This window comes from Pseudomonas abieticivorans (assembly GCF_023509015.1).
Lineage (GTDB): Bacteria > Pseudomonadota > Gammaproteobacteria > Pseudomonadales > Pseudomonadaceae > Aquipseudomonas > Aquipseudomonas abieticivorans.
The window spans coordinates 494216-513735 of the sequence record NZ_CP094975.1 but is presented as its reverse complement, the minus strand read 5'-3'; the positions used below and the strand labels follow the sequence as shown (position 1 = coordinate 513735).

Genomic DNA, 19520 nt, shown 5'->3' with positions numbered 1-19520 from the left:
GCGTTTTTTTCGCGGTTGGGCGCGGGGTTTATTCCATTTCGACCAACACACTCCCCTCACTCACCATCTCACCCTCTTGGCAGGTCACGCCCTTCACCACCCCGGCCGCTGGTGCGCGAATGCTGTGCTCCATCTTCATCGCTTCCAGTACGACCAGCGCCGTTCCGGCTTCGACGCTTTGCCCCGCCTGCACCATCACCCGCACAATGCTGCCGTTCATGGGAGCGGTCAAACCGCCCTGGGTGGTGTGGCTGGCGTCGGCTTGGGCGATCGGATCGAACAGGCTGACGCCATGCACCTCGCCCTCCCAGCGTACGTACACCGTTTCACCCTGGCGTATGCCCTGGCCGTCGGTGGCGGCGAGGGCGTGCACCACCTGATGCTGATCGCGGCTGCGCAGGTGCAACACGGTTTCAGCGGGCAACCCCAGGCGCAGGCCGTTGCCCGACGTCCACAGGCCTTGATCGGGCTGGGTGCGCACCCATGCCTGTGCTGCCTGTTGCCAGAAGGCTTCGGGCAGCGGGGTCGGTGGCGGTAGCAGTTCGGCCTGGTGGCGCGGGATGAACCCGGTGTCCAGTTCGGCCTTGGCAAAGGCCGGGTGGCCGATGATGCGGCGCAAGAACGCCAGGTTGGTACGCACGCCGCCCACGGCAAACTCATCGAGCATGCTCAGCAAACGCAGCCGCGCCTGTTCGCGATCCTCGCCCCAGGCGATCAGTTTGCCCAGCATCGGGTCGTAGAACGGCGACACGCTGTCACCTTCGGCCACGCCGCTGTCCACACGCTTGCCGGGGCCGGGATTGCTCTCGCGGTACAGTGCCAAGGTACCGGTGGCCGGCAAGAATTCGTTGTCTGGATCTTCGGCATACAGCCGCACTTCGATGGCATGGCCGTTCAGCGGCACCTGTGCCTGGGTCAGCGGCAGCGGCTCGCCTTGGGCCACGCGGATTTGCCAGGCCACCAGGTCCAGGCCAGTGATGGCCTCGGTCACCGGGTGCTCCACTTGCAGGCGGGTGTTCATCTCCATGAAGAAGAACTCACCGCGCGCGTCCAGCAAAAACTCCACGGTGCCGGCGCCCACGTAGCCGATGGCTTGCGCCGCGCGCACGGCGGACTCGCCCATTGCCTGGCGCAATGCCGGCGTCAGGCCGGGGGCCGGGGCTTCTTCCACGACTTTTTGATGGCGGCGCTGGATCGAACAATCGCGCTCGTTGAGGTACAGGCAGTGCCCGTGCTGGTCGGCAAACACCTGGATCTCGACGTGGCGCGGTTGCAGCACGTACTTCTCCACCAACATGCGCGAATCGCCGAACGAGGATTGCGCCTCGCGTTGTGCCGAGGCCAGGGCCTCGGCCAGTTCGCTTTCGCGCTCCACCACTTTCATGCCCTTGCCGCCGCCGCCCGCAGTGGCCTTGAGCAGCACGGGGTAGCCGATGCGTTCGGCGGCGGCGCGGAAGGTGTCTGCGTCTTGCGCCTCGCCGTGGTAGCCCGGCACCAAGGGCACGCCGGCGGTTTCCATCAGGGCCTTGGCGGCGGACTTGCTGCCCATGGCGTCGATGGCCGATGCGGGTGGGCCGAGAAAGATCAGCCCGGCCTGCTCGATGGCACGGGCAAAGCCTGCGTTCTCCGACAAAAAGCCGTAGCCGGGGTGGATCGCCTGGGCGCCGCTGCTTAGGGCTGCGGCAATGATTTTGTCGATGTTCAGGTAGCTTTCCGAGGCTTTGCTGCCGCCCAGGTCCACGCGTATGTCGGCCTCGCGGCTGTGCCGTGCGTCACGGTCGATGGTGCTGTGCACGGCCACGGTGGTCATGCCCATGGCCTTGGCCGTGCGCATCACCCGGCAGGCGATTTCGCCGCGGTTGGCCACCAGTACGCGGGTCAGGGTAGGGCGGTTCATGGTTGCGGCTCCTGATTGTTTTGCCACTGGGGCGCGCGTTTTTCCAAGAAGGCGTTCAGGCCCTCCTGGCCCTCGGGGCTGACGCGGATGCGGGCGATGGCGCCTTCGCAGTAGCGGCGGATCGATGGCGACAGCTCACCGTGGCCGACCTCGCGCAGCAACTCCTTGCTCACGCGCATGGCCTGCGGGCTGTTGAGCAGCAGGGTGTCGATCCAGCCTTGCAGGTGTTCTTCCAGCTCGGCCGCCGGATACGCCTCGGCCAGCAAGCCAAGCTCGCGTGCCCGTTCACCGCTGAAGCGTTCGCCCGTCAGTGCATAGCGGCGGGTGGCACGCTCACCGATGGCCTGCACCACGAACGGGCTGATCACCGCCGGGGCCAGGCCGATGCGCACTTCCGACAGGCTGAACTGCGCGTCCAGGGTGCCGATGGCCATGTCGCAGCAACTGACCAGGCCCAGCGCGCCACCAAAGGCGGCGCCTTGCACCACGGCCAGGGTCGGCACCTTGAGCTTGGCCAGGTTGTACATCAGCTCGGCCAGTTCGTGGGCATCGTCCAGGTTGGTCTGGTAGTCCAGCCGCGCGCTGGCCTGCATCCAGGCCAGGTCGGCGCCGGCGCTGAAGTGCTTGCCGCGCCCGCGCAGCAGCACGAAGCGCAGGCTGCCGTCGGCAGCCAGTTGGGCGATGGCCAGGTTCAGTTCGCGAATCATCTGCGCGTTGAAGGCGTTGTTTTTTTCTTCGCGGTTGAGCCACAAGGTGGCAAAACCACGCGGGTCTTTATGCAGTTGCAGGGTCGCAAAGTCGCTCATGGCTCACATCCGGAAAATGCCGAAGCGGCTGGCTTCGATCGGTGCATTGAGGGCGGCGGATAGCGCCAGGGCCAGTACGTCGCGGGTTTGCGCCGGGTCGATGACGCCGTCGTCCCACAGCCGTGCGCTGGAATAAAAAGCGTGGGCCTGGCGCTCGTACTGCTCAAGGATCGGCTGTTTGAGCGCGCTTTCCTGTTCGCTGCTGAAAGGCTGGCCTGCGCGTTCGCTTTGTTCGCGCTTGACCTGCACCAGTACGCCGGCGGCCTGCTCGGCGCCCATCACGCCGATGCGCGCGTTGGGCCACATCCACAGCAGGCGCGGGTCGTAGGCACGGCCGCACATGCCATAGTTGCCGGCACCAAAGCTGCCGCCGATGATCACCGTGAACTTCGGCACCTTGGCGCAGGCTACCGCCGTGACCAGCTTGGCGCCGTGCTTGGCGATGCCGCCGGCCTCGTATTTTTGCCCGACCATGAAGCCGGTGATGTTTTGCAAAAACAGCAGGGGGATGCCACGTTGGCAGGCCAGTTCGATAAAGTGCGCGCCTTTTTGCGCCGCCTCCGCGAACAAGATGCCGTTGTTGGCCAGGATCGCGATGGGCATGCCCTGCAGGTGGGCAAAGCCGCAGACCAGGGTGGTGCCGAACAACGCCTTGAACTCATCGAACACCGAGCCGTCCACCAGCCGTGCGATCACTTCGCGCACGTCAAAGGGCTGCTTGGCATCGGCCGGGATCACCCCGTAAAGCTCCTCGCTGCTGTACAGCGGTGCGGTTGGCTCACGCCGGTGTACCTCGCCCAGCTTGCGCCAGTTGAGGTTGGCGATGCAGCGCCGGGCAATGGCCAGCGCGTGCTCGTCGTTGTCGGCGTAATGGTCGGCCACCCCCGAAACCTTGCAATGCACGTCGGCACCGCCCAGGTCTTCGGCACTGACCACCTCGCCGGTGGCGGCCTTGACCAGCGGCGGGCCGGCCAAAAAGATGGTCGCCTGCTGGCGCACCATGATGGTTTCATCGGACATGGCTGGCACATAGGCGCCGCCTGCCGTGCACGAGCCCATCACTACGGCGATCTGCGGGATGCCTTGGGCGCTCATGTTGGCCTGGTTGAAAAAGATCCGCCCGAAGTGCTCGCGGTCGGGGAATACCTCATCCTGGCGCGGCAGGTTGGCACCGCCCGAGTCCACCAGGTACAGGCACGGCAAGCGGTTTTCCTGGGCGATGGCTTGGGCGCGCAGGTGTTTTTTCACGGTGAGCGGGTAATAGGAGCCGCCTTTGACCGTCGCGTCGTTGGCGATGATCATGCACTCCACGCCTTCGACACGGCCGATGCCGGCGATCAGGCCTGCGGCCGGTACGTCCTCGCCGTACACTTCATAGGCCGCCAACTGGCCGATTTCCAGGAACGCCGAGCCTGGGTCGAGCAAGCGGTTGATGCGTTCGCGGGGCAGCAGTTTGCCCCGCGAGGTATGCCGTTCCTGGGCCTTGGCGCCGCCGCCCTGATGCACCTGTGCGAGCAATTCGCGCAGGCGGGCCACGTGTTCGAGCATGGCTGCGCTGTTGGTTGAAAATTCCGCCGAGCGCGGATTGAGTTGGGTATGCAGGGTCGCCATTGCGCCTCTTCCTTCTCAGCGGGTTTCGTTGAACAGCTCGCGACCGATCAGCATCCGGCGGATTTCGCTGGTGCCGGCGCCGATCTCGTACAGCTTGGCGTCACGCAGCAAGCGCCCGGCCGGGAACTCGTTGATGTAGCCATTGCCGCCCAGGATCTGGATGGCGTCCAAGGCCATTTGCGTAGCACGCTCGGCGCTGTAGAGGATCACCCCGGCGGCGTCCTTGCGCGTGGTTTCACCGCGCTCGCAGGCTTGCGCCACCGCGTACAGGTAGGCGCGGCTGGCGTTGAGCTGGGTGTACATGTCGGCGACCTTGCCCTGGATCAGTTGGAACTCGCCGATGCTCTGGCCGAACTGCTTGCGGTCGTGGATGTAGGGCACCACCACGTCCATGCAGGCCTGCATGATCCCGGTAGGGCCGCCGCTGAGCACCACGCGCTCGTAGTCCAGGCCGCTCATCAACACTTTCACGCCACCGTTGAGCATGCCCAGGATGTTTTCCTCGGGCACCTCGACGTCATCGAAAAACAGCTCGCCGGTGTTGGAGCCGCGCATGCCCAGCTTGTCGAACTTGCTGCCACGGCTGAAGCCCTTCCAGTCGCGCTCCACGATAAACGCGGTGATGCCATGGGCGCCTTTCTCAAGGTCGGTCTTGGCGTAGATTACGTAGGTGTGGGCGTCGGGGCCGTTGGTGATCCAGGTCTTGCTGCCATTGAGCACGTAGTGGCTGCCGCGCTTGTCGGCGCGCAGTTTCATCGACACCACGTCGGAGCCGGCGTTGGGCTCGCTCATGGCCAGGGCGCCGATGTGCTCGCCGCTGATCAGCCGGGGCAGGTACTTGAGTTTTTGCGCGTGGGTGCCGTTGCGGTTGATCTGGTTCACGCACAGGTTGGAGTGGGCGCCGTAGCTCAAGGCCACCGAGGCCGAGCCCCGGCTGATTTCTTCCATGGCCACCACGTGGGCAAGGTAGCCCAGGCCCGCGCCGCCGTACTCTTCCGGCACCGTCACGCCCAACAGGCCCATGTCGCCGAACTTGCGCCACATGTCCACGGGGAACAGGTTGTCCTTGTCGATCTGTGCGGCCCGGGGTGCCAGCTCGGCGGTGACGAAGGCCTGCACCTGGTCGCGAAGCATGTCGATGGTTTCGCCCAGGGCGAAGTTCAGGCTGGGGTAAATCATGGAGGTACCTTTCACTGATTATTCTTGTGGGTGTGTGAATGCAACCAGGTTTGTAATTAACCTTTACGTTAACGTAAACCTCGCCGGATCGTCTGTCAACGTTGGGCGGGATCTGTGGGAGCGGATTTATCCGCGAAAAAAGCGCTGGGGTGTTACACGCAGGCGGCGGTGTAGTGTTCGCGGATAAATCCGCGCCTACGGGCGTGTGTGGGGGGGGCGCAGAAAGGGGGAATGCCAGACAGCACTGAGGGGAGCCTAGGCTCCCCTCAAGGGTTGTATCTGTATGCTCTTTTTTTATTATTGAGGGGCGGCCTATTGTTGTTTTTGGCAGCCGTGGCCCTTTACCGCTGTTTTGTGCGACCCCCATGCGGGGTCAAGAGCAAACGTATGTTTTTGAGCGCTGATCTGCTGTCGCCGTTGCCGGCCCACCGGTTCTGTCGCTGCCTCAGGGCAGTTTTGTTGTTCTGCAAACCGTTGCGGGGCGAACCCCTGAAAAGCACATCCTCTCCAAAAAAATCTGTTCGCTACGCCTCTGTCGCGTTTGTTCTTGTTATGTCAGAGCCGTGTCATCTTGTTTTTATTGGGTACTGCGTGTTTTTTTGTTCTTGTTATGCAAGAGATATAGCAGGTCCCGTGCCAACTTTTAAAAACCCAATGAAACCGGGCCTTCGGGGAATTTGTGCGACCCTGCCCTGTGGCAAAGTGTCGCGACTTGTTTCCATGTTACCCACGTTTGTGGGGGAGCGGTAGCACTCCCCGAGCTATGGTTATTCGATAAAGATATTTAAATTTCCGTTCTTATGCCTATAGAGTCGAATCATCAACCCCTCGTACTCAATAGACAGAGTCGGAGCCCAGCATGCCTGCCGTATCGTTTGCCCCATCGCCCGCCCAAACGTTCGAAATCCGCCCGCTGCAAGGCCTGGTGGGTGCCGAGATCATTGGCCTGGACCTGACCCGTGCGCTCAGTGACGAGGATTTTGCCCGGGTACACCGTGCGCACCTGGACCATCACGTGGTGGTGTTCCGTGACCAGCGCATCACCCCGCAACAGCAAATCGAGTTCAGCCGCCGGTTTGGCGTGCTGCAGATTCACGTGCTCAAGCAGTTCCTGTTGGCCGGGCACCCGGAAATCCTCATCGTGTCCAACATTGTCGAAAACGGCCAGCCGGTCGGGCTGGGCGATGCCGGCAAGTACTGGCACTCGGACCTGTCGTATAAAGAGCTGCCCAGCCTGGGCTCGATGCTGCACGCCCAGGAGCTGCCAAGCGAAGGCGGTGACACCCTGTTCGCCGACATGCACCGCGCCTACGACACGCTGCCGGCGCATTTGCGCAGCGCCATCGAAGGCCGCAGCGCGGTGCATTCCTACACCGCGCGCTACAGCGAGGGCAAGAACGCCGCCAGCTGGCGCCCGACCTTGACCGCCGAGCAACTGGCCCAGGTGGTGACGGTGACCCACCCGGTGGTGCGCACCCACCCGGAAAACGGCCGCAAGGCGCTGTTTGTCAGCGAAGGCTTCACCACCCATATCGTCGACCTGCCCGCGGACGAAAGCCGCGACCTGTTGGCTCAGCTTTACGCCCACAGCGTTCAACCGGACAACGTGTACCGCCACCAGTGGCAACCCCACGACATGGTGTTCTGGGACAACCGCTCGCTGATCCACCTGGCTGCCGGCACCCCCGAGCACCTGCGCCGCAAGCTGTTTCGCACCACCATCCAGGGCGATGCGCCGTTTTGATCCAGGAGTCGTCATGAACGCTGCACTGCAAAGCCACACGGCTAGCACCGCTGTAACCCCCGACGTTCTGTTGCAGGTCAAGAACGTCAGCCTGGAGTACCGCACCCCGGAACGCGTGGTGCGGGCCACCCACCAAGTCAGCTTTGAAGTCGACCGCAGCGACCGCTTCGTGCTGCTCGGCCCCTCGGGCTGCGGCAAGTCCACGTTGCTCAAGGCCGTGGCCGGGTTCATCAAGCCCAGCGAGGGTGAAATCCACTTGGGCGGCGTGCAGATTGACGAGCCTGGGCCGGACCGCATCGTGGTGTTCCAGGAGTTCGACCAACTGCCTGCCTGGAAAACCGTGCTGGAAAACGTCATGTTCCCGCTGCTGGCATCGCGCACCCTCCAGCGCCGCGAAGCCGAGGAACGTGCCCGCCACTATCTGGAAAAGGTTGGCCTGAGTGCCTTTGCCCAGGCCTACCCGCACACCCTGTCGGGCGGCATGAAAGCCCGCGTGGCCATTGCCCGTGCGCTGGCCATGCAGCCGAAGATTTTGCTGATGGACGAGCCGTTCGCCGCGCTGGACGCCTTGACCCGGCGCAAGATGCAGGAAGAGTTGCTGGCGTTGTGGGACGAGGTGCGGTTCACCTTGCTGTTTGTCACCCACTCCATCGAGGAAGCCTTGGTGGTGGGTAACCGCATTCTGTTGCTGTCGCCGCACCCTGGGCGGGTGCGCGCCGAAATCAACAGCCACCAGTACGGCCTGCAAAGCCTGGGCGGTATCGAGTTTCAGGCCAGTGCCCAGCGCATCCATCGCTTGCTGTTCGATGAACACGACGACAGCGAGCCCGAGCGCGAACTGAACTTCGACGACATCCGCATCGCCTACTGATTCGAGAGCACCGCCATGAGCCTTTCCCCACCGCTTCGCCAAGAGTACGAAGTGGCCCTGGAGCCGTTTACCCAGGCCGCGCTGACCCGTGACATCCCCGTGCTGCAACGTGTGTGGCAGCAAAGCTGGGTGCGCAAGACGGTGATCCTGGTCGCGTTGATGATCCTTTGGGAGATCGCCGCGCGCTTACAGGGCAACGACCTACTGCTGCCGAGCTTCTTGCAAACCGCCCAGGCCTTCTACGAGGGCATCGCCAGCGGCGAGTTGCTGGCCAAGGTGTGGATTTCCCTGACCGTGCTGGTCAAGGGCTACGTGATCGGCATCGTGTTGGCGTTCGGCCTGACTACCTTGGCGGTCTCTACCCAACTGGGCCGCGACCTGCTCAGCACCCTGACCGCCATGTTCAACCCGCTGCCGGCCATTGCGCTGTTGCCGTTGTCGCTGCTGTGGTTCGGCCTGGGTGAGGGCAGCCTGGTGTTCGTGCTGGTGCACTCGGTGCTGTGGGCCCTGGCGCTGAACACCTATTCGGGGTTTATGGCGGTGTCCGACACCCAGCGCATGGCCGGGCGCAACTATGGCCTGCGCGGGCTGCGTTTTGTCTGGTACATCCTGATCCCGGCCGCGCTGCCGTCGATTCTGGCGGGCCTGAAGATCGGCTGGGCCTTTGCCTGGCGCACCCTGATCGCCGCTGAACTGGTGTTCGGCGCCTCGTCCGGCAAGGGTGGCCTGGGGTGGTACATCTACCAGAACCGTAACGAGCTCTACACCGACAAGGTGTTCGCCGGCCTTGCGGCGGTGATCATCATCGGTCTTTTGGTCGAGAACCTGCTGTTCAACACCTTCGAGCGTTTGACCATCAAGCGCTGGGGCATGCAGCGCTGAACCCCATTACATACCTATACATCTGCGAGCATTCTTCATGGCCAAGCGTCCTGCGTTATCCCGTTTATCCATCGCCCTGGGCTTGATTGGCGCCGTGCTCGGCACCAGCGCCCACGCCGAAGGCAAGATCAGCATCGCCCAGCAGTTTGGCATCGGTTACCTGATCCTCGACGTGGTGCGCGATCAACAGCTGATCGAGAAACACGGCAAGGAGCAGGGGCTCGACATCAAGGTCGACTGGAACAGCATCTCCGGCGCCACTGCCATGAACGAAGCGCTGCTGGCCGGCGCCCTCGATGTAGTGTCGGCCGGGGTGCCGCCGATGCTGACCATCTGGGACCGCACCAAGGGCAAGCAGAACGTCAAGGCCATCGCCTCCTTGGGCTCGATGCCCAATTACCTGTTGACCAACAACCCCAACGTCAAGACCCTGAAAGACTTCAGCGACAAGGACCGCATCGCCGTGCCGGCCGCAGGCGTGGGCTTCCAGTCGCGTACCCTGCAGATCGAAACCGCCAAGCAGTTCGGCAATGCCGACTTCAAGCGCTTCGACACTATTTCCGTCAGCGTGCCGCACCCGGACGCCACCTCGGCGCTGCTGGCCGGCGGCTCGGAGATCAATGCGCACTTCTCAAGCCCGCCGTTCCAATACCAGGAACTGGAAAACCCCAAGGTGCATAAAGTGTTGAGTTCGTACGATGCCTTGGGCGGCCAGGCGACGTTCAACGTGCTGTACACCACGCAAAAATTCCACGACCAAAACCCCAAGACCTACAAGGCGTTCTATGACGCGTTGGCCGAGGCTGAGAAAATCATCAAGGCCGACAAGACCGAGGCAGCCAAGACCTACATTCGCGTCGAGCAGTCCAAGCTGCCGTTGGACCTGGTCGAGAAGATCGTGAAAGACCCGGAGATCGACTTCACCATCGTGCCGCAGCGTACCTATATCTATGCCGAGAAGTTACAGGAGCTGGGCGTGTTGAAGAACAAGGCCGATAGCTGGAAGGATTATTTCTTTGAGGAGGCACATGGCGGTGCCGGGAGCTGATACCGCGCCGTCTGGTTCGCGGATGAATCCGCTCCTACCCAGCCCCTGTAGGAGCGGATTCATCCGCGAAAATAACGCCTCGGTGAATCTGTCACACCTGCAAAATCACCCCTTCCAACCGCCCCCCAACGCCACCATCAACCCCACGCTCGCCTGCAACCTGCGTGTCTGCACATCCTGCAACCTGCGCTGCGCATCCAGCGCCGCCGTCTGCGCCGTCACCACGTCCAGGTAATTCACCGCGCCGGCCTGATAGCTGTTCATCGCCAACGTCTGCGTTTGCGTGGCCGCATCCACCGCCGCCTGCTGATCTGCCGCCTCCAGCTTCAAGTCCCGTAGCTGCGACAGGTTGTCTTCTACCTCGCGCACGGCTTTCAACACACTCCCCCGGTAATGCGCGCTGGCCTCGGCGAATTCGGCCTTGGCCTGGCGCTCGGCGCCGCGCAGTTTGCCGCCGTCGAAAATCGGCAGGTTGACCACCGGCCCAATCGCCCAGAAGCGATTGGCCGCGGCCAGCAGGTTGCCGACGCCCATGTCTTGCCCGCCAAAGTAGCCGCTCAGGCTGAAGTCGGGGTAGAACGCGGCCTTGGCCACGCCGATGTTGGCGTTGGCGGCGAACACCCGGCGTTCGGCGGCGGCGACGTCGGGGCGACGTTGCAGCAGGGTGCTGGGCAGCTCGCCTGGGATGCCGGGCAGGGTCGGGGCTTTGGCGATGGCAGGCAATGTGAAGGTGGTGGCCGGCTCACCGACGAGTTCGCCGATGGCGTGTTCGGTCAGGTTGCGCTGGCTGATCACCTCGTCCAGTTGTGCCTGGGCCTGGGCCAGTTCGCTTTGCGCGCGGGTCATGTCCAGCTCGCTGGCGATCTTGCCCTCGTAGCGGTCGCGGGTCAGTTGCAGGGCCTGGGTGTAATCGTCCAGCGAGGCCTTGAGGATGCCTTGTTGCGCGTCCAGCCCGGCCAGTTGCAGGTACAGGTTGCTCAACTGGCGTTGCAGGTTTTGCCGGGCCACTTCCAGGTCGTCGGCCGAGGCCTGGGCCTGGGCGTCACCGGCGGCGACCTGGTTGCGCACCTTGCCCCAGAAGTCCAAGTCCCAGTTCAGGGTAAATGCCGAGGTGTTGGTGTTGTACACGTTGGGCTGGTCGCTGCCGCGCAGCGGTTTGTTTTCGGACTGGCGCTGGCGCACGCTGGAGCCGCTGGCGCCGATTTGCGGGAACAGGCCGCCGTGCAACTGGCTGGCGTAGGCCTGGGCCGCATCAAAATGCGCCAAGGCCGCTGCGAGGTCCGGGTTGGCTGCGATCAACTTGCCTTGCAGGGCGTCCAGTTGTGGGTCCTGGTACAGCGCCCACCATTTGGCCGGTACGTTGTCGGCCGGTTTGGCTGCTTGCCACGGGCCGCTGTAATGCGGCGGCAGGGGGGTAGCCGGGGTTTTGTAGGTGGGCGCCATGGAGCAGCCCTGCAACACCAGCATCACCGCACAGGCCAGGCCATTAAGCTTTAGGCGCATGGGTGCCTCCTGCGTCGGCCAGTTGCACCGGGTCGTTTTCACGCAGGGCGTCGGGCGGGTTGTCGATCACGCTGTCGGTGGGGGCCAGGCCCTGATCGATGAACAGCGTGGCGCCCAGGTCCATGCCAATGTGCACGTCGCGCAGGTGCACGTGTTTCTGTGCATCCACCACGGCCACTTGGGTGCCCTGGGCGCGGAAGATCAGGGCACTGGCCGGGATGCTCACGCCGTGGCTGCCGGCTGGGATTTTGAAGGTGACTTCGGCGTAGTCGCCGGACAGCAGCGCACCGTCCGGGTTGTTGGCGATGAACTGCGCCAGCAAAGTGCCGGACTTCATGTCTACGGCATTGGAGTTGCCCACCAGTTGCGCATCGAACGTTTGCCCCGGGTGTTCCGGCACCGTGAGCGACACGTGCATGCCGGGTTGCACGGCGCTGGCGTAGTTTTGCGGCACCGGCACGTACAGGCGCAGGCGGTGGGTGTCGGCGATGTCGAACAGGTCGGGGCCGGCATCGTTGTCGGCCTTGATCAGTACACCGACGTCGGTGTTACGCGCCGTGACCGTACCGGCGAATGGTGCACGCAGGGTCTTGTAGTTGGACAGGTCATTGAGCCGCGCGTAATCGGCTTGGGCAGCGGCCACGTTGGCCTTGGCGGCGTCGGCGTTGGCGCGTTTCTCGTCCACTTCCTGCTGCGAAACCGAATGGGTGGCCAGCAGGTGTTGCCAGCGCTCGGCGCTGGTTTGTGCCAGGCGCGCGTCGGCTTGTTGCTGCAGCAGGTGGGCACGGGCCTGGGCCAGTTGCTGGTCCAGGTCCGGGCTGTCGATCACCGCCAATACCTGGCCGGCTTTGACTTGGGTGCCAATGTCGCTGGTCCAGCTTTTCAGGTAGCCGCTGACCCGTGCATGGATCGAAGCCTGGCTCCAGGCCTCCAGGTGGGCGGGCAGGCGCAGGGTGTCGCCGGTGGTGCTGTGGATCGGCTGGAATACGCTGACGATCGGCACCGACTGGCTCTCGGTCCAGGCGGCGACCGCGCTTTCGTGGCGGGTGCGTGCGGCAAGGCCGGTGGCCACCAGCACGGCGGCCAGGGTCAGGCCACCGATGCCCAGCATCGTCAGGCGCTTGCCCGAAGGCTTGGGCGGGGTAGGCAGGTGGTCAGACATGGGTGGTTTCTCCAACTGAAACGGTATGGGTGCGGCGTCCGTGGACCAGGCTGAATACCACTGGAACGAAAAGCAGGGTGGCGGTGGTGGCCAGGATCAGCCCGCCAATCACGGCACGACCCAGCGGGGCGTTTTGTTCTTGCGAGATGGCCAGCGGCAGCATGCCGATGATCATCGCCAGGGCGGTCATGCACACCGGCCGGAAGCGCGTGTAACCGGCCTCCATCGCCGCGCGCAGGGCGTCGCCGTGTTCGGCCAGGCGCTCGCGGCAGAAGCTCACCACCAAAATCGAGTTGGCGGTGGCCACGCCCATGCACAGGATGGCCCCGGTCAAGGCCGGCACCGACAACGAGGTGCCCGACAAAAACAGCATCCAGACAATGCCCGCGAGCGCGGCCGGCAAGGCCGTGATGATCACGAACGGGTCGACCCAGGACTGGAAGTTGACCACGATCAGCAGGTAGATCAGCACCACCGCGCCCAGCAGGCCGAACGACAGGCCGCTGAAGGCTTCGTGCAGCGCTTCGATCTGGCCGTGCAAGCTGATCACCGCGCCTTTTGGCCGCAGGTGCGCGGCACCGTCGATGGCTTTCTGGATGTCGCTGGCCACGCCGCCCAGGTCACGGCCTTGCACGTTGGCGTAGATGTCCAGGGTGGGCTGGATGTTGTAGTGGCTCACCACGGCCGGGGTCTGGATGCGGTGGATGTCGGCCAGGCCGCCGAGGATCTGCGACTGCCCGTTGGCACCGGTCACCGGCAGCGCTTCAAGCGCAGGCAGGCTGTCCAGGCGGTATTGCGGGGTGGCGGCGACGATGGAGTAACTCACGCCGTTGGCCGGGTTCAGCCAATAGGTCGGCGCCACCTGGGAGCTGCCTGCCAATGAGGCGACCATGCTGTTGGTGACGTCGCGTTCGGTGATGCCCAGGCCGTTGGCGCGTTCGCGGTTCACGTCCACCTTCAGCGTTGGGTAGCCGTTGGACTGCTGAATGCGCAGGTCGGCGATGCCGGCAATGGACTTCATGCGCCGTTGCAGTTCCAGTGCGTAGGCGTGGTTGGCGGCGTTGTTGGGCCCGGAGATTTTCACGTCCAGCGGGGCTGGGGAGCCAAAGTTGAGGATCTCGCTGCTGATGTCTGCCGGCAGGAAGGCGAAGTGGCTGCCGGGGAAGCTTTGCGGCAGCACTTCACGCAGGCGCTTGACGTAGTCGGCGGTGGGCGCGTGCTGTTCTTTCAGGCTGATGGTGATGTCGCCATCCTGCGGGCCGGTGGTGCCGCTGGCGCTGTAGGCCATGTCGATACCACTGAGGGGGATGCCGATGTTGTCGATCACGGTGTCCAGTTCATTGCCTGGGATCACCTCGCGGATGCGCGACTCGATACGGTCGAACGCCGCGGCGCTTTCCTCGATGCGGGTGCCCACCGGCAGGCTGACGTGCAGGGAAATGGCCCCGGCGTCGGTGGCCGGGAAAAAGTCTTCGCCAAGGCTGGGCAGCAGCGCGAAGGACGCCAGCACGCAGGCCAGAAAGCCGATCAGGAAGCGCTTGCGGTGCTCCAGGGCCAGGCCCAGCACGCCGTGATAAGTGTCGCGCACGCTGGAGAAGCGCTTTTCAAAGCCCAGCTGGAAATTCAGCAGGCCGCGCACGAGCACCCCATGCTTGGTGGTGTGCTGGTCGCCTTCGTGGTGATTGATGAATTCATCTTCCGGGTGGCGTCCTTCGCCGCCTTCCACGACGTGGGGCTTGAGCAAGAACATCGCCAGCGTCGGCACCAGGGTACGCGACAGCAAAAAGGAGCTGGCCATGGCGAAGATCACGGCCAACGCCATCGGCCGGAACAGGTAGCCGGCGATGCCTTGCAGCATGAACATCGGCACGAACACGATGCAGATGCACAGCAGCGAGACAAAGGCGGGGCCGACGATTTGCGCGGCACCGTCCAAAATCGCCTGCTTCACCTGCTTGCCTTGTTCCAGGTGCCAGTTGATGTTCTCGATGGTGACCGTCGCATCGTCCACCAGGATACCCACGGCCAGCGCCAGCCCTCCCAGGGTCATCACGTTGAGCGTCTGCCCGCTGACCGCCAGCAGCGCGATGGCCGACAGCACGGCCAGCGGAATGGAGGCGGCGATGATGATGGTCGAGCGCCAGCTGCCCAAAAACAGCAGGATCATCGCGCTGGTCAGCAGCGCGGCGATGATGCCTTCACGGGCCACGCTGCCCACCGACTGCTTCACGAACACCGAGGCATCGCCCAGCATCGTGGTTTTCAGTGCCGGTGGCAGGGTTTCGTTGATGCGCGGGAACATGGCGCGGATGTCGTCGATGATCGACAGGGTCGAGATGTTGCCGTTTTTCAGTGCCGGCATCAGCACAGCGCGGCGGCCGTCCACCCGCACGATGTTGGTTTGCGGCGGCGAGCCGTCACGCACGTGGGCCACCTGGCCCATGGTGATCACCGCGCCGTCCACCGTCTTGATCGGCAGGTTGTTAAGCTCCTCGATGGCCCGCGGGCTGTTGTTCAGCAGCACGGTGTATTCATCGCTGCCAAGTTTGGCCGTACCCACCGGCACGATCTGGTTCTGCGCGGCCATGGCGTTGCTCACGTCCTGGGCCGACAGGCCTTTGGCGGCGAGCGCCTGCGGGTCCAGGTCCAGGGTAATCTGGCGCTGCTTGCCGCCCATGGGGGTGGGCATGGCAAGGCCGGCCACCGAGGACAGCGGCAGGCGAATGGCGTTTTGCACCAGGTCGCGGATGCGCGCTTCAGACAGCGTGGGGCTGGAGAACGCCATTTGCAGGATCGGCACCGTGGAGGCGCTGTAGTTGAGGATCAGCGGCGGGGTGATGCCCGGTGGCATCTGCTTGAGCACGGTTTGCGACACCGCCGTGACCTGGGCGTTGGCGGTGCGGATGTCCACGCCCGGCTGGAAAAAGATCTTCACGATGCCCATGCCCGGCAGCGACTGCGACTCGATGTGTTCGATGTCGTTGACCGTGGTACTGAGCGAGCGCTCGTAGGTGTAGATCACTCGGCCGGCCATTTCATCCGGCGACAGCCCGGTGTACTGCCACACCACGGCGACCACGGGAATGCCGATGTCGGGAAACACGTCGGTGGGGGTCCGCACCGCGGCCAAGGGGCCGACGATGCAGATAAATATCGCCAACACGATGAACGTGTACGGCTTGAGCAATGCAGTCTTTACCAGCCCGAGCATGCCGATGATCTCCAAGGTTTTCGTATGCTCGGCAGTCTCCGTGCAGGCGCCTAACACGGGCCTTTCGTGGAAGTGAAAGATGTTTTAAGGCTGGGCTGAAATTGGTTTCATGCGGATTCACTGGAGGCGCAAGAGGGCTGTGCGCAAGCTTGTCGGCAACACGGAACGCCTGCCCCTGGCTGGCACACTCAACGCTTGCGAGGTTATGCCCATGTCACCGAAAACCCTGATGATCATTCCCATGTTGGGTTTGGTTGGTTTGCTCTCTGCCTGTGCCGGCCCCATGCCCAAGGCTGATCCGCACCAAGCGTGGATCGGGCTGCAGGAAGAAACCCAGAACGACATGTTGGCCGAACGGCTGGATGGCAAGAAGATCGATGATGGCCGCTATTTCGAGGTCAAGCCTGGCGCGCATCGCTTGCAGGTCATGCTCTTTGAAGAGCGTACCAACGATGACGACCAGACCTGCCAGGCCGAAGTGGACTACAGCAAATTCAAGGCGGGCGAGCATTACCGGTTGGTGCAGTCGAGCCTGGGTGAAGACCTGCATGCCAGTCTTGAGGACTCCCACGGCAAGACCGTGGCCCAAACCGACAACTTCGACTGCATGCCGGGGTAAGGTGGGTGCGGTGCCCAAGGCCCAGCCGGTGAACGGCGTGGGCCTTTTTTGTTTGCCCGCCAAACGCGCGGCGCGGTGTCGGTAGGAGCGGATTTATCCACGAAAAGAACGCCGCGTTGTGTCAGGCGCAGCGTGTTGGAGCCTTCGCGGATCAATCCGCGACAGGGCGCGGGCTGGTGCGACGCCGTTCAATCGGTACGCATGTGCACCGTTTCGCGCAGGCTGTAGCCAAACCCGCGCAGGGTTTGCAGGGCATTGGGCGCGTCGAGGCGGGCGAGTTTGCGCCGCAGGTTGCAAATGTGCCGCTCGATCAGGGCGCTGCGCGAGTCGTCGGCCTCGCCCCACAGTTGCGCCTCGATCATGTCGCGGCTCACCGCCCCAGGGCGGCGGGCGAGGATGGCCAGCAAGCGCTGTTCGCTGACCGTCAACGGTTGGTAGCGCAGGCCGCGGCCGATCAGCAGGCGCGTGGTGGAGAACCACAGGCCGTTGTCGGCGGTTTTCTGGCTGGCGCCGTGTTCGCGGCCCAGGGCCTGCATGCGCGCCAGCAGTTCGACGAACGCCACCGGGCGCGACAGGCACAGCGCAGCCCCGGCGTGCAGGGCTTCGATGCGCTGTTTCTTGTCATCCACCTCGAGCAACACCAGCACCCGGGCATCGCCGCGGTGCGTGAAGCAATGCGCCACGACCTCGGGCTGCCAAGTGGGCAAGTCCAACAAAATAAAGTGGTAGTCACTGTCGGTGAGCGCCCAGCCGGCCTCGTCGAGGTCGGCAGCGATCACGCGGTAGCCACTGTCGGTCAGCGCGCGCTGCAGGGCAGCGTCGGCGTTCTGCGCGATATAGAGCAGGTTCATGGCGTCACACCAAGGCTTTGCTTTGACGGCAGTGGAGGATCAGGTTGGCGCCACCTTGCGGGCTGTCGCCCACTTGCAGGGTGTAGCCGTGCAGGTTGACGATTGCCGCGACGATCGACAGGCCCAGGCCGAAGCCACTTTGGGTGCTGTTTTCGTCGCACCGATAAAAACGCTGGAAGATCGCCTCGCGTTCTTTGGGCGCGATACCGGGGCCGGTGTCGAGCACCTCGATGCGCGGGCTGCCTTGTTCGCTGCTGGCGCGCAGGGTCACGGTGCCGCCGGGCGGGGTGAACTTGATCGAGTTGCTCAGCAGGTTGCCGATGGCTTCGAACAACAGCGCACGGTCACCATTGAGGCTGGGCAGCTGCGGCGGGATATCCAGGCGCAGGGTCAGCTCGCCTTCCTCGGCCAAGGGCAGATAGAAGTCGTGCAGCTCTTGCAGCAGCGGCAGCGGGTCCATCTGCACGAAGCCGGAGCGGCGTTGGTGGTCTTCGATTTCCGAGATGCGCAACAAACCACGAAAGCGTGCCATCAGGGTGTCGGTCTCGGCGATCACCTCATCCAGTTGCAGGGCCTGGGTGGAGTCTTCGGGAGCCTGCTGCTGAATGCGATACAGTTGCGCGCGCAGGCGGGTCAGTGGCGTGCGCAGGTCGTGGGCGATGTTGTCGCACACCCCCTTGACCTCCATCATCAACCGCTCGATGCGCTCAAGCATGGTGTTGACGATCATCGCCAGCATGTCCAGCTCGTCGCGGCGGTTGGACAGCGGCAGGCGCCGGCGCAGGTCACCGGCGACGATGGCGTCGGCGCTGGCCTGGATGTCGCGGATACGCCGCAACGGCCGCCGGCGCAGCAGATGCCAGCCGGCCACGCCCGGAATGATGGTCAGCGAGATGCCCCACAGCAGCGCATGCAAAATGATGCGGTTGACCGCGAACAGCGAACCGTTGTCGCGCACCAGCACCAGCCAGCGGCCGTCCTGGGTGGTCATGGCCACGGCGTCGCAGCTGTCGGGCGGAATGTTGGGGTTGTCGGTGTCGACGCAGTCGTCCATTTCATGGATGCGCCCGTCCAGCGACAGGCCGGTGGGGATCTGCTTGAGTTCACCGCCAGTGGGGTTGAGCTTGTCGTCAAACAGGCCATAGGCGTCGAACGCGCGGTTGTCGAACGCTTCGCTGGCGGCCAGCGCCTCGTCCAGGGCTTGGCCCTTGAAGCGCGAGAACAGGTGCTGGCGCTGCATCAACGAGTGACGCGCCAGGCTGTTCAGGTAATCGGACACTTCGTAGTAGAGCACCCCCATCAGGATGCTGCTCCACGCCACGAACAGGAAACTATAAAGCGCCAGCAGCCGGCTGCTGGAAGAACGCCAACCTTTAGAGGGGTTCAGCGATGACATAACCCGAGCCTCGCACAGTCTTGATCAAGGCGGTGGAACCCGGTGGATCGATCTTTTTGCGCAGGCGACCGATGTGCACGTCGATCAGGTTGGTGCCCGGGTCGAAGTGGTAGCCCCAGACTTCCTCGAAAATCATCATGCGGGTGAGGATCTGGCCGGCGTTGCGCATCAGGAATTCGAGCAGCTTGTATTCGGTGGGCAGCAGGTTCAGCGGCTGCTCGCCACGGCGCGCTTCGCGGCTGATCAGGTCCAGCTCCAGGTCGGCGACCTTGAGCGTGGTGTCGACGTCGGCCACGGTGCTTTTGCGGCGCAGCAGTACTTCGACCCGGGCGGCCATCTCGTCGGAGGCAAACGGCTTGGTCAGGTAGTCGTCGCCGCCGGCGCGCAGGCCGCGCACGCGTTCATCGACGTCCGACAGCGCGCTGATCATCAGGATCGGCGTGGACACACCGATGGTGCGCAGCGTGGTGACGATGGCCAGGCCGTCCAGCTCCGGGAGCATGCGGTCCAGGGTGATGACGTCGTACGCACCGCTGACGGCCTTGACCAGGCCCTCGCGGCCGTTGTCGACCCAATCCACTTCCAGGCCGTGGCTGCTGAGTTCGGCCACAATTTCCTTGGCGGTTACGGCATCGTCTTCGATGGTCAAAACGCGAGTCATGGTGTCTTACCTGAGGATTCAGACTTTGGAGGTGACATTGTGCCAATAAAAGTCTGTCGGCTTGCTGAAGATTATTTCA

15 protein-coding genes are annotated in these 19520 nt (G+C 63.7%); 5 read left to right on the top strand and 10 right to left on the bottom strand.

Annotation, left to right across the window (positions count from 1 at the left end):
- Positions 1 to 28 precede the first annotated feature (28 nt).
- Genes L9B60_RS02365 through L9B60_RS02350 form a run of 4 tightly spaced genes read right to left on the bottom strand, consistent with a single transcriptional unit; the run spans position 29 to position 5493 of the window.
- Entirely contained in the window at positions 29 to 1897 is a 1869-nt protein-coding gene (locus tag L9B60_RS02365) for an acetyl/propionyl/methylcrotonyl-CoA carboxylase subunit alpha (protein WP_249675816.1), read from the bottom strand.
- A complete protein-coding gene (locus L9B60_RS02360; RefSeq protein WP_249675815.1) occupies positions 1894 to 2703 on the bottom strand; it encodes a gamma-carboxygeranoyl-CoA hydratase in 810 nt (269 codons plus the stop codon). Before L9B60_RS02360 ends, L9B60_RS02365 begins: the two co-directional genes overlap by 4 nt.
- Positions 2704 to 2706: 3 nt before the next feature.
- The gene (locus L9B60_RS02355) at positions 2707 to 4314 is read right to left on the bottom strand and encodes a carboxyl transferase domain-containing protein (protein ID WP_249675813.1); all 1608 of its coding nucleotides are present in this window, start codon (positions 4312 to 4314) and stop codon (positions 2707 to 2709) included.
- A 15-nt stretch (positions 4315 to 4329) separates the two neighbouring features.
- Positions 4330 to 5493 carry an isovaleryl-CoA dehydrogenase gene (locus L9B60_RS02350; protein WP_249675811.1) on the bottom strand — a complete coding sequence of 388 codons (1164 nt, stop codon included), beginning with the start codon at positions 5491 to 5493 and terminating at the stop codon, positions 4330 to 4332.
- An 859-nt stretch (positions 5494 to 6352) separates the two neighbouring features.
- Here L9B60_RS02350 and L9B60_RS02345 point away from each other — a divergent pair.
- The 4 genes from L9B60_RS02345 to L9B60_RS02330 are packed head-to-tail and all read left to right on the top strand — an operon-like array spanning position 6353 to position 10038.
- Positions 6353 to 7237: a TauD/TfdA dioxygenase family protein gene (locus L9B60_RS02345; protein ID WP_249675810.1), complete on the top strand. Its 885-nt coding sequence runs from the start codon at positions 6353 to 6355 to the stop codon at positions 7235 to 7237.
- A gap of 13 nt (positions 7238 to 7250) precedes the next feature.
- Complete coding sequence (locus L9B60_RS02340) at positions 7251 to 8108, top strand: ABC transporter ATP-binding protein (protein WP_249675809.1); 858 nt, start codon at positions 7251 to 7253, stop codon at positions 8106 to 8108.
- A 15-nt stretch (positions 8109 to 8123) separates the two neighbouring features.
- Positions 8124 to 8990, top strand: coding sequence for an ABC transporter permease (locus L9B60_RS02335; RefSeq protein WP_249675808.1), 867 nt, complete (start codon positions 8124 to 8126; stop codon positions 8988 to 8990).
- 37 nt (positions 8991 to 9027) lie between these two features.
- Positions 9028 to 10038: an ABC transporter substrate-binding protein gene (locus tag L9B60_RS02330; RefSeq protein ID WP_249675806.1), complete on the top strand. Its 1011-nt coding sequence runs from the start codon at positions 9028 to 9030 to the stop codon at positions 10036 to 10038.
- Between the two features lie 105 nt (positions 10039 to 10143).
- Here the strand turns inward: L9B60_RS02330 and L9B60_RS02325 are convergent, their stop codons facing one another.
- From L9B60_RS02325 to L9B60_RS02315, 3 genes are read right to left on the bottom strand one after another with little or no spacing between them, the layout of a single operon-like run.
- Positions 10144 to 11541 carry an efflux transporter outer membrane subunit gene (locus L9B60_RS02325; RefSeq protein ID WP_249675805.1) on the bottom strand — a complete coding sequence of 466 codons (1398 nt, stop codon included), beginning with the start codon at positions 11539 to 11541 and terminating at the stop codon, positions 10144 to 10146.
- The gene (locus L9B60_RS02320) at positions 11525 to 12703 is read right to left on the bottom strand and encodes an efflux RND transporter periplasmic adaptor subunit (RefSeq protein WP_249675804.1); all 1179 of its coding nucleotides are present in this window, start codon (positions 12701 to 12703) and stop codon (positions 11525 to 11527) included. Before L9B60_RS02320 ends, L9B60_RS02325 begins: the two co-directional genes overlap by 17 nt.
- Positions 12696 to 15914 carry an efflux RND transporter permease subunit gene (locus L9B60_RS02315; RefSeq protein ID WP_249675803.1) on the bottom strand — a complete coding sequence of 1073 codons (3219 nt, stop codon included), beginning with the start codon at positions 15912 to 15914 and terminating at the stop codon, positions 12696 to 12698. The genes L9B60_RS02320 and L9B60_RS02315 overlap by 8 nt, the downstream gene beginning before the upstream one ends.
- 211 nt (positions 15915 to 16125) lie before the next feature.
- Between L9B60_RS02315 and L9B60_RS02310 the strand changes: the two genes are divergently transcribed.
- Entirely contained in the window at positions 16126 to 16533 is a 408-nt protein-coding gene (locus L9B60_RS02310) for a PA0061/PA0062 family lipoprotein (protein ID WP_249675801.1), read from the top strand.
- A gap of 188 nt (positions 16534 to 16721) precedes the next feature.
- On the opposite strand, the gene L9B60_RS02305 is transcribed toward L9B60_RS02310, so the two are convergent.
- Genes L9B60_RS02305 through L9B60_RS02295 form a run of 3 tightly spaced genes read right to left on the bottom strand, consistent with a single transcriptional unit; the run spans position 16722 to position 19441 of the window.
- Positions 16722 to 17384, bottom strand: coding sequence for a response regulator transcription factor (locus L9B60_RS02305; RefSeq protein WP_249675798.1), 663 nt, complete (start codon positions 17382 to 17384; stop codon positions 16722 to 16724).
- A 4-nt stretch (positions 17385 to 17388) separates the two neighbouring features.
- On the bottom strand, positions 17389 to 18780 hold the full coding sequence (locus tag L9B60_RS02300; RefSeq protein ID WP_249675796.1) for a sensor histidine kinase: 1392 nt from the start codon (positions 18778 to 18780) through the stop codon (positions 17389 to 17391).
- The gene (locus L9B60_RS02295; protein ID WP_249675792.1) at positions 18758 to 19441 is read right to left on the bottom strand and encodes a response regulator transcription factor; all 684 of its coding nucleotides are present in this window, start codon (positions 19439 to 19441) and stop codon (positions 18758 to 18760) included. The genes L9B60_RS02300 and L9B60_RS02295 overlap by 23 nt, the downstream gene beginning before the upstream one ends.
- Positions 19442 to 19520: the final 79 nt, after the last annotated feature.

What these genes read in the sequence shown, in the direction of transcription:
- L9B60_RS02365 (WP_249675816.1), bottom strand. Translation starts at nt 1,897, where the DNA reads ATGAACCGCCCTACCCTGACCCGCGTACTGGTGGCCAACCGCGGCGAA.
- L9B60_RS02360 (WP_249675815.1), bottom strand. Translation starts at nt 2,703, where the DNA reads ATGAGCGACTTTGCGACCCTGCAACTGCATAAAGACCCGCGTGGTTTT.
- L9B60_RS02355 (WP_249675813.1), bottom strand. Translation starts at nt 4,314, where the DNA reads ATGGCGACCCTGCATACCCAACTCAATCCGCGCTCGGCGGAATTTTCA.
- L9B60_RS02350 (WP_249675811.1), bottom strand. Translation starts at nt 5,493, where the DNA reads ATGATTTACCCCAGCCTGAACTTCGCCCTGGGCGAAACCATCGACATG.
- L9B60_RS02345 (WP_249675810.1), top strand. Translation starts at nt 6,353, where the DNA reads ATGCCTGCCGTATCGTTTGCCCCATCGCCCGCCCAAACGTTCGAAATC.
- L9B60_RS02340 (WP_249675809.1), top strand. Translation starts at nt 7,251, where the DNA reads ATGAACGCTGCACTGCAAAGCCACACGGCTAGCACCGCTGTAACCCCC.
- L9B60_RS02335 (WP_249675808.1), top strand. Translation starts at nt 8,124, where the DNA reads ATGAGCCTTTCCCCACCGCTTCGCCAAGAGTACGAAGTGGCCCTGGAG.
- L9B60_RS02330 (WP_249675806.1), top strand. Translation starts at nt 9,028, where the DNA reads ATGGCCAAGCGTCCTGCGTTATCCCGTTTATCCATCGCCCTGGGCTTG.
- L9B60_RS02325 (WP_249675805.1), bottom strand. Translation starts at nt 11,541, where the DNA reads ATGCGCCTAAAGCTTAATGGCCTGGCCTGTGCGGTGATGCTGGTGTTG.
- L9B60_RS02320 (WP_249675804.1), bottom strand. Translation starts at nt 12,703, where the DNA reads ATGTCTGACCACCTGCCTACCCCGCCCAAGCCTTCGGGCAAGCGCCTG.
- L9B60_RS02315 (WP_249675803.1), bottom strand. Translation starts at nt 15,914, where the DNA reads ATGCTCGGGCTGGTAAAGACTGCATTGCTCAAGCCGTACACGTTCATC.
- L9B60_RS02310 (WP_249675801.1), top strand. Translation starts at nt 16,126, where the DNA reads ATGTCACCGAAAACCCTGATGATCATTCCCATGTTGGGTTTGGTTGGT.
- L9B60_RS02305 (WP_249675798.1), bottom strand. Translation starts at nt 17,384, where the DNA reads ATGAACCTGCTCTATATCGCGCAGAACGCCGACGCTGCCCTGCAGCGC.
- L9B60_RS02300 (WP_249675796.1), bottom strand. Translation starts at nt 18,780, where the DNA reads ATGTCATCGCTGAACCCCTCTAAAGGTTGGCGTTCTTCCAGCAGCCGG.
- L9B60_RS02295 (WP_249675792.1), bottom strand. Translation starts at nt 19,441, where the DNA reads ATGACTCGCGTTTTGACCATCGAAGACGATGCCGTAACCGCCAAGGAA.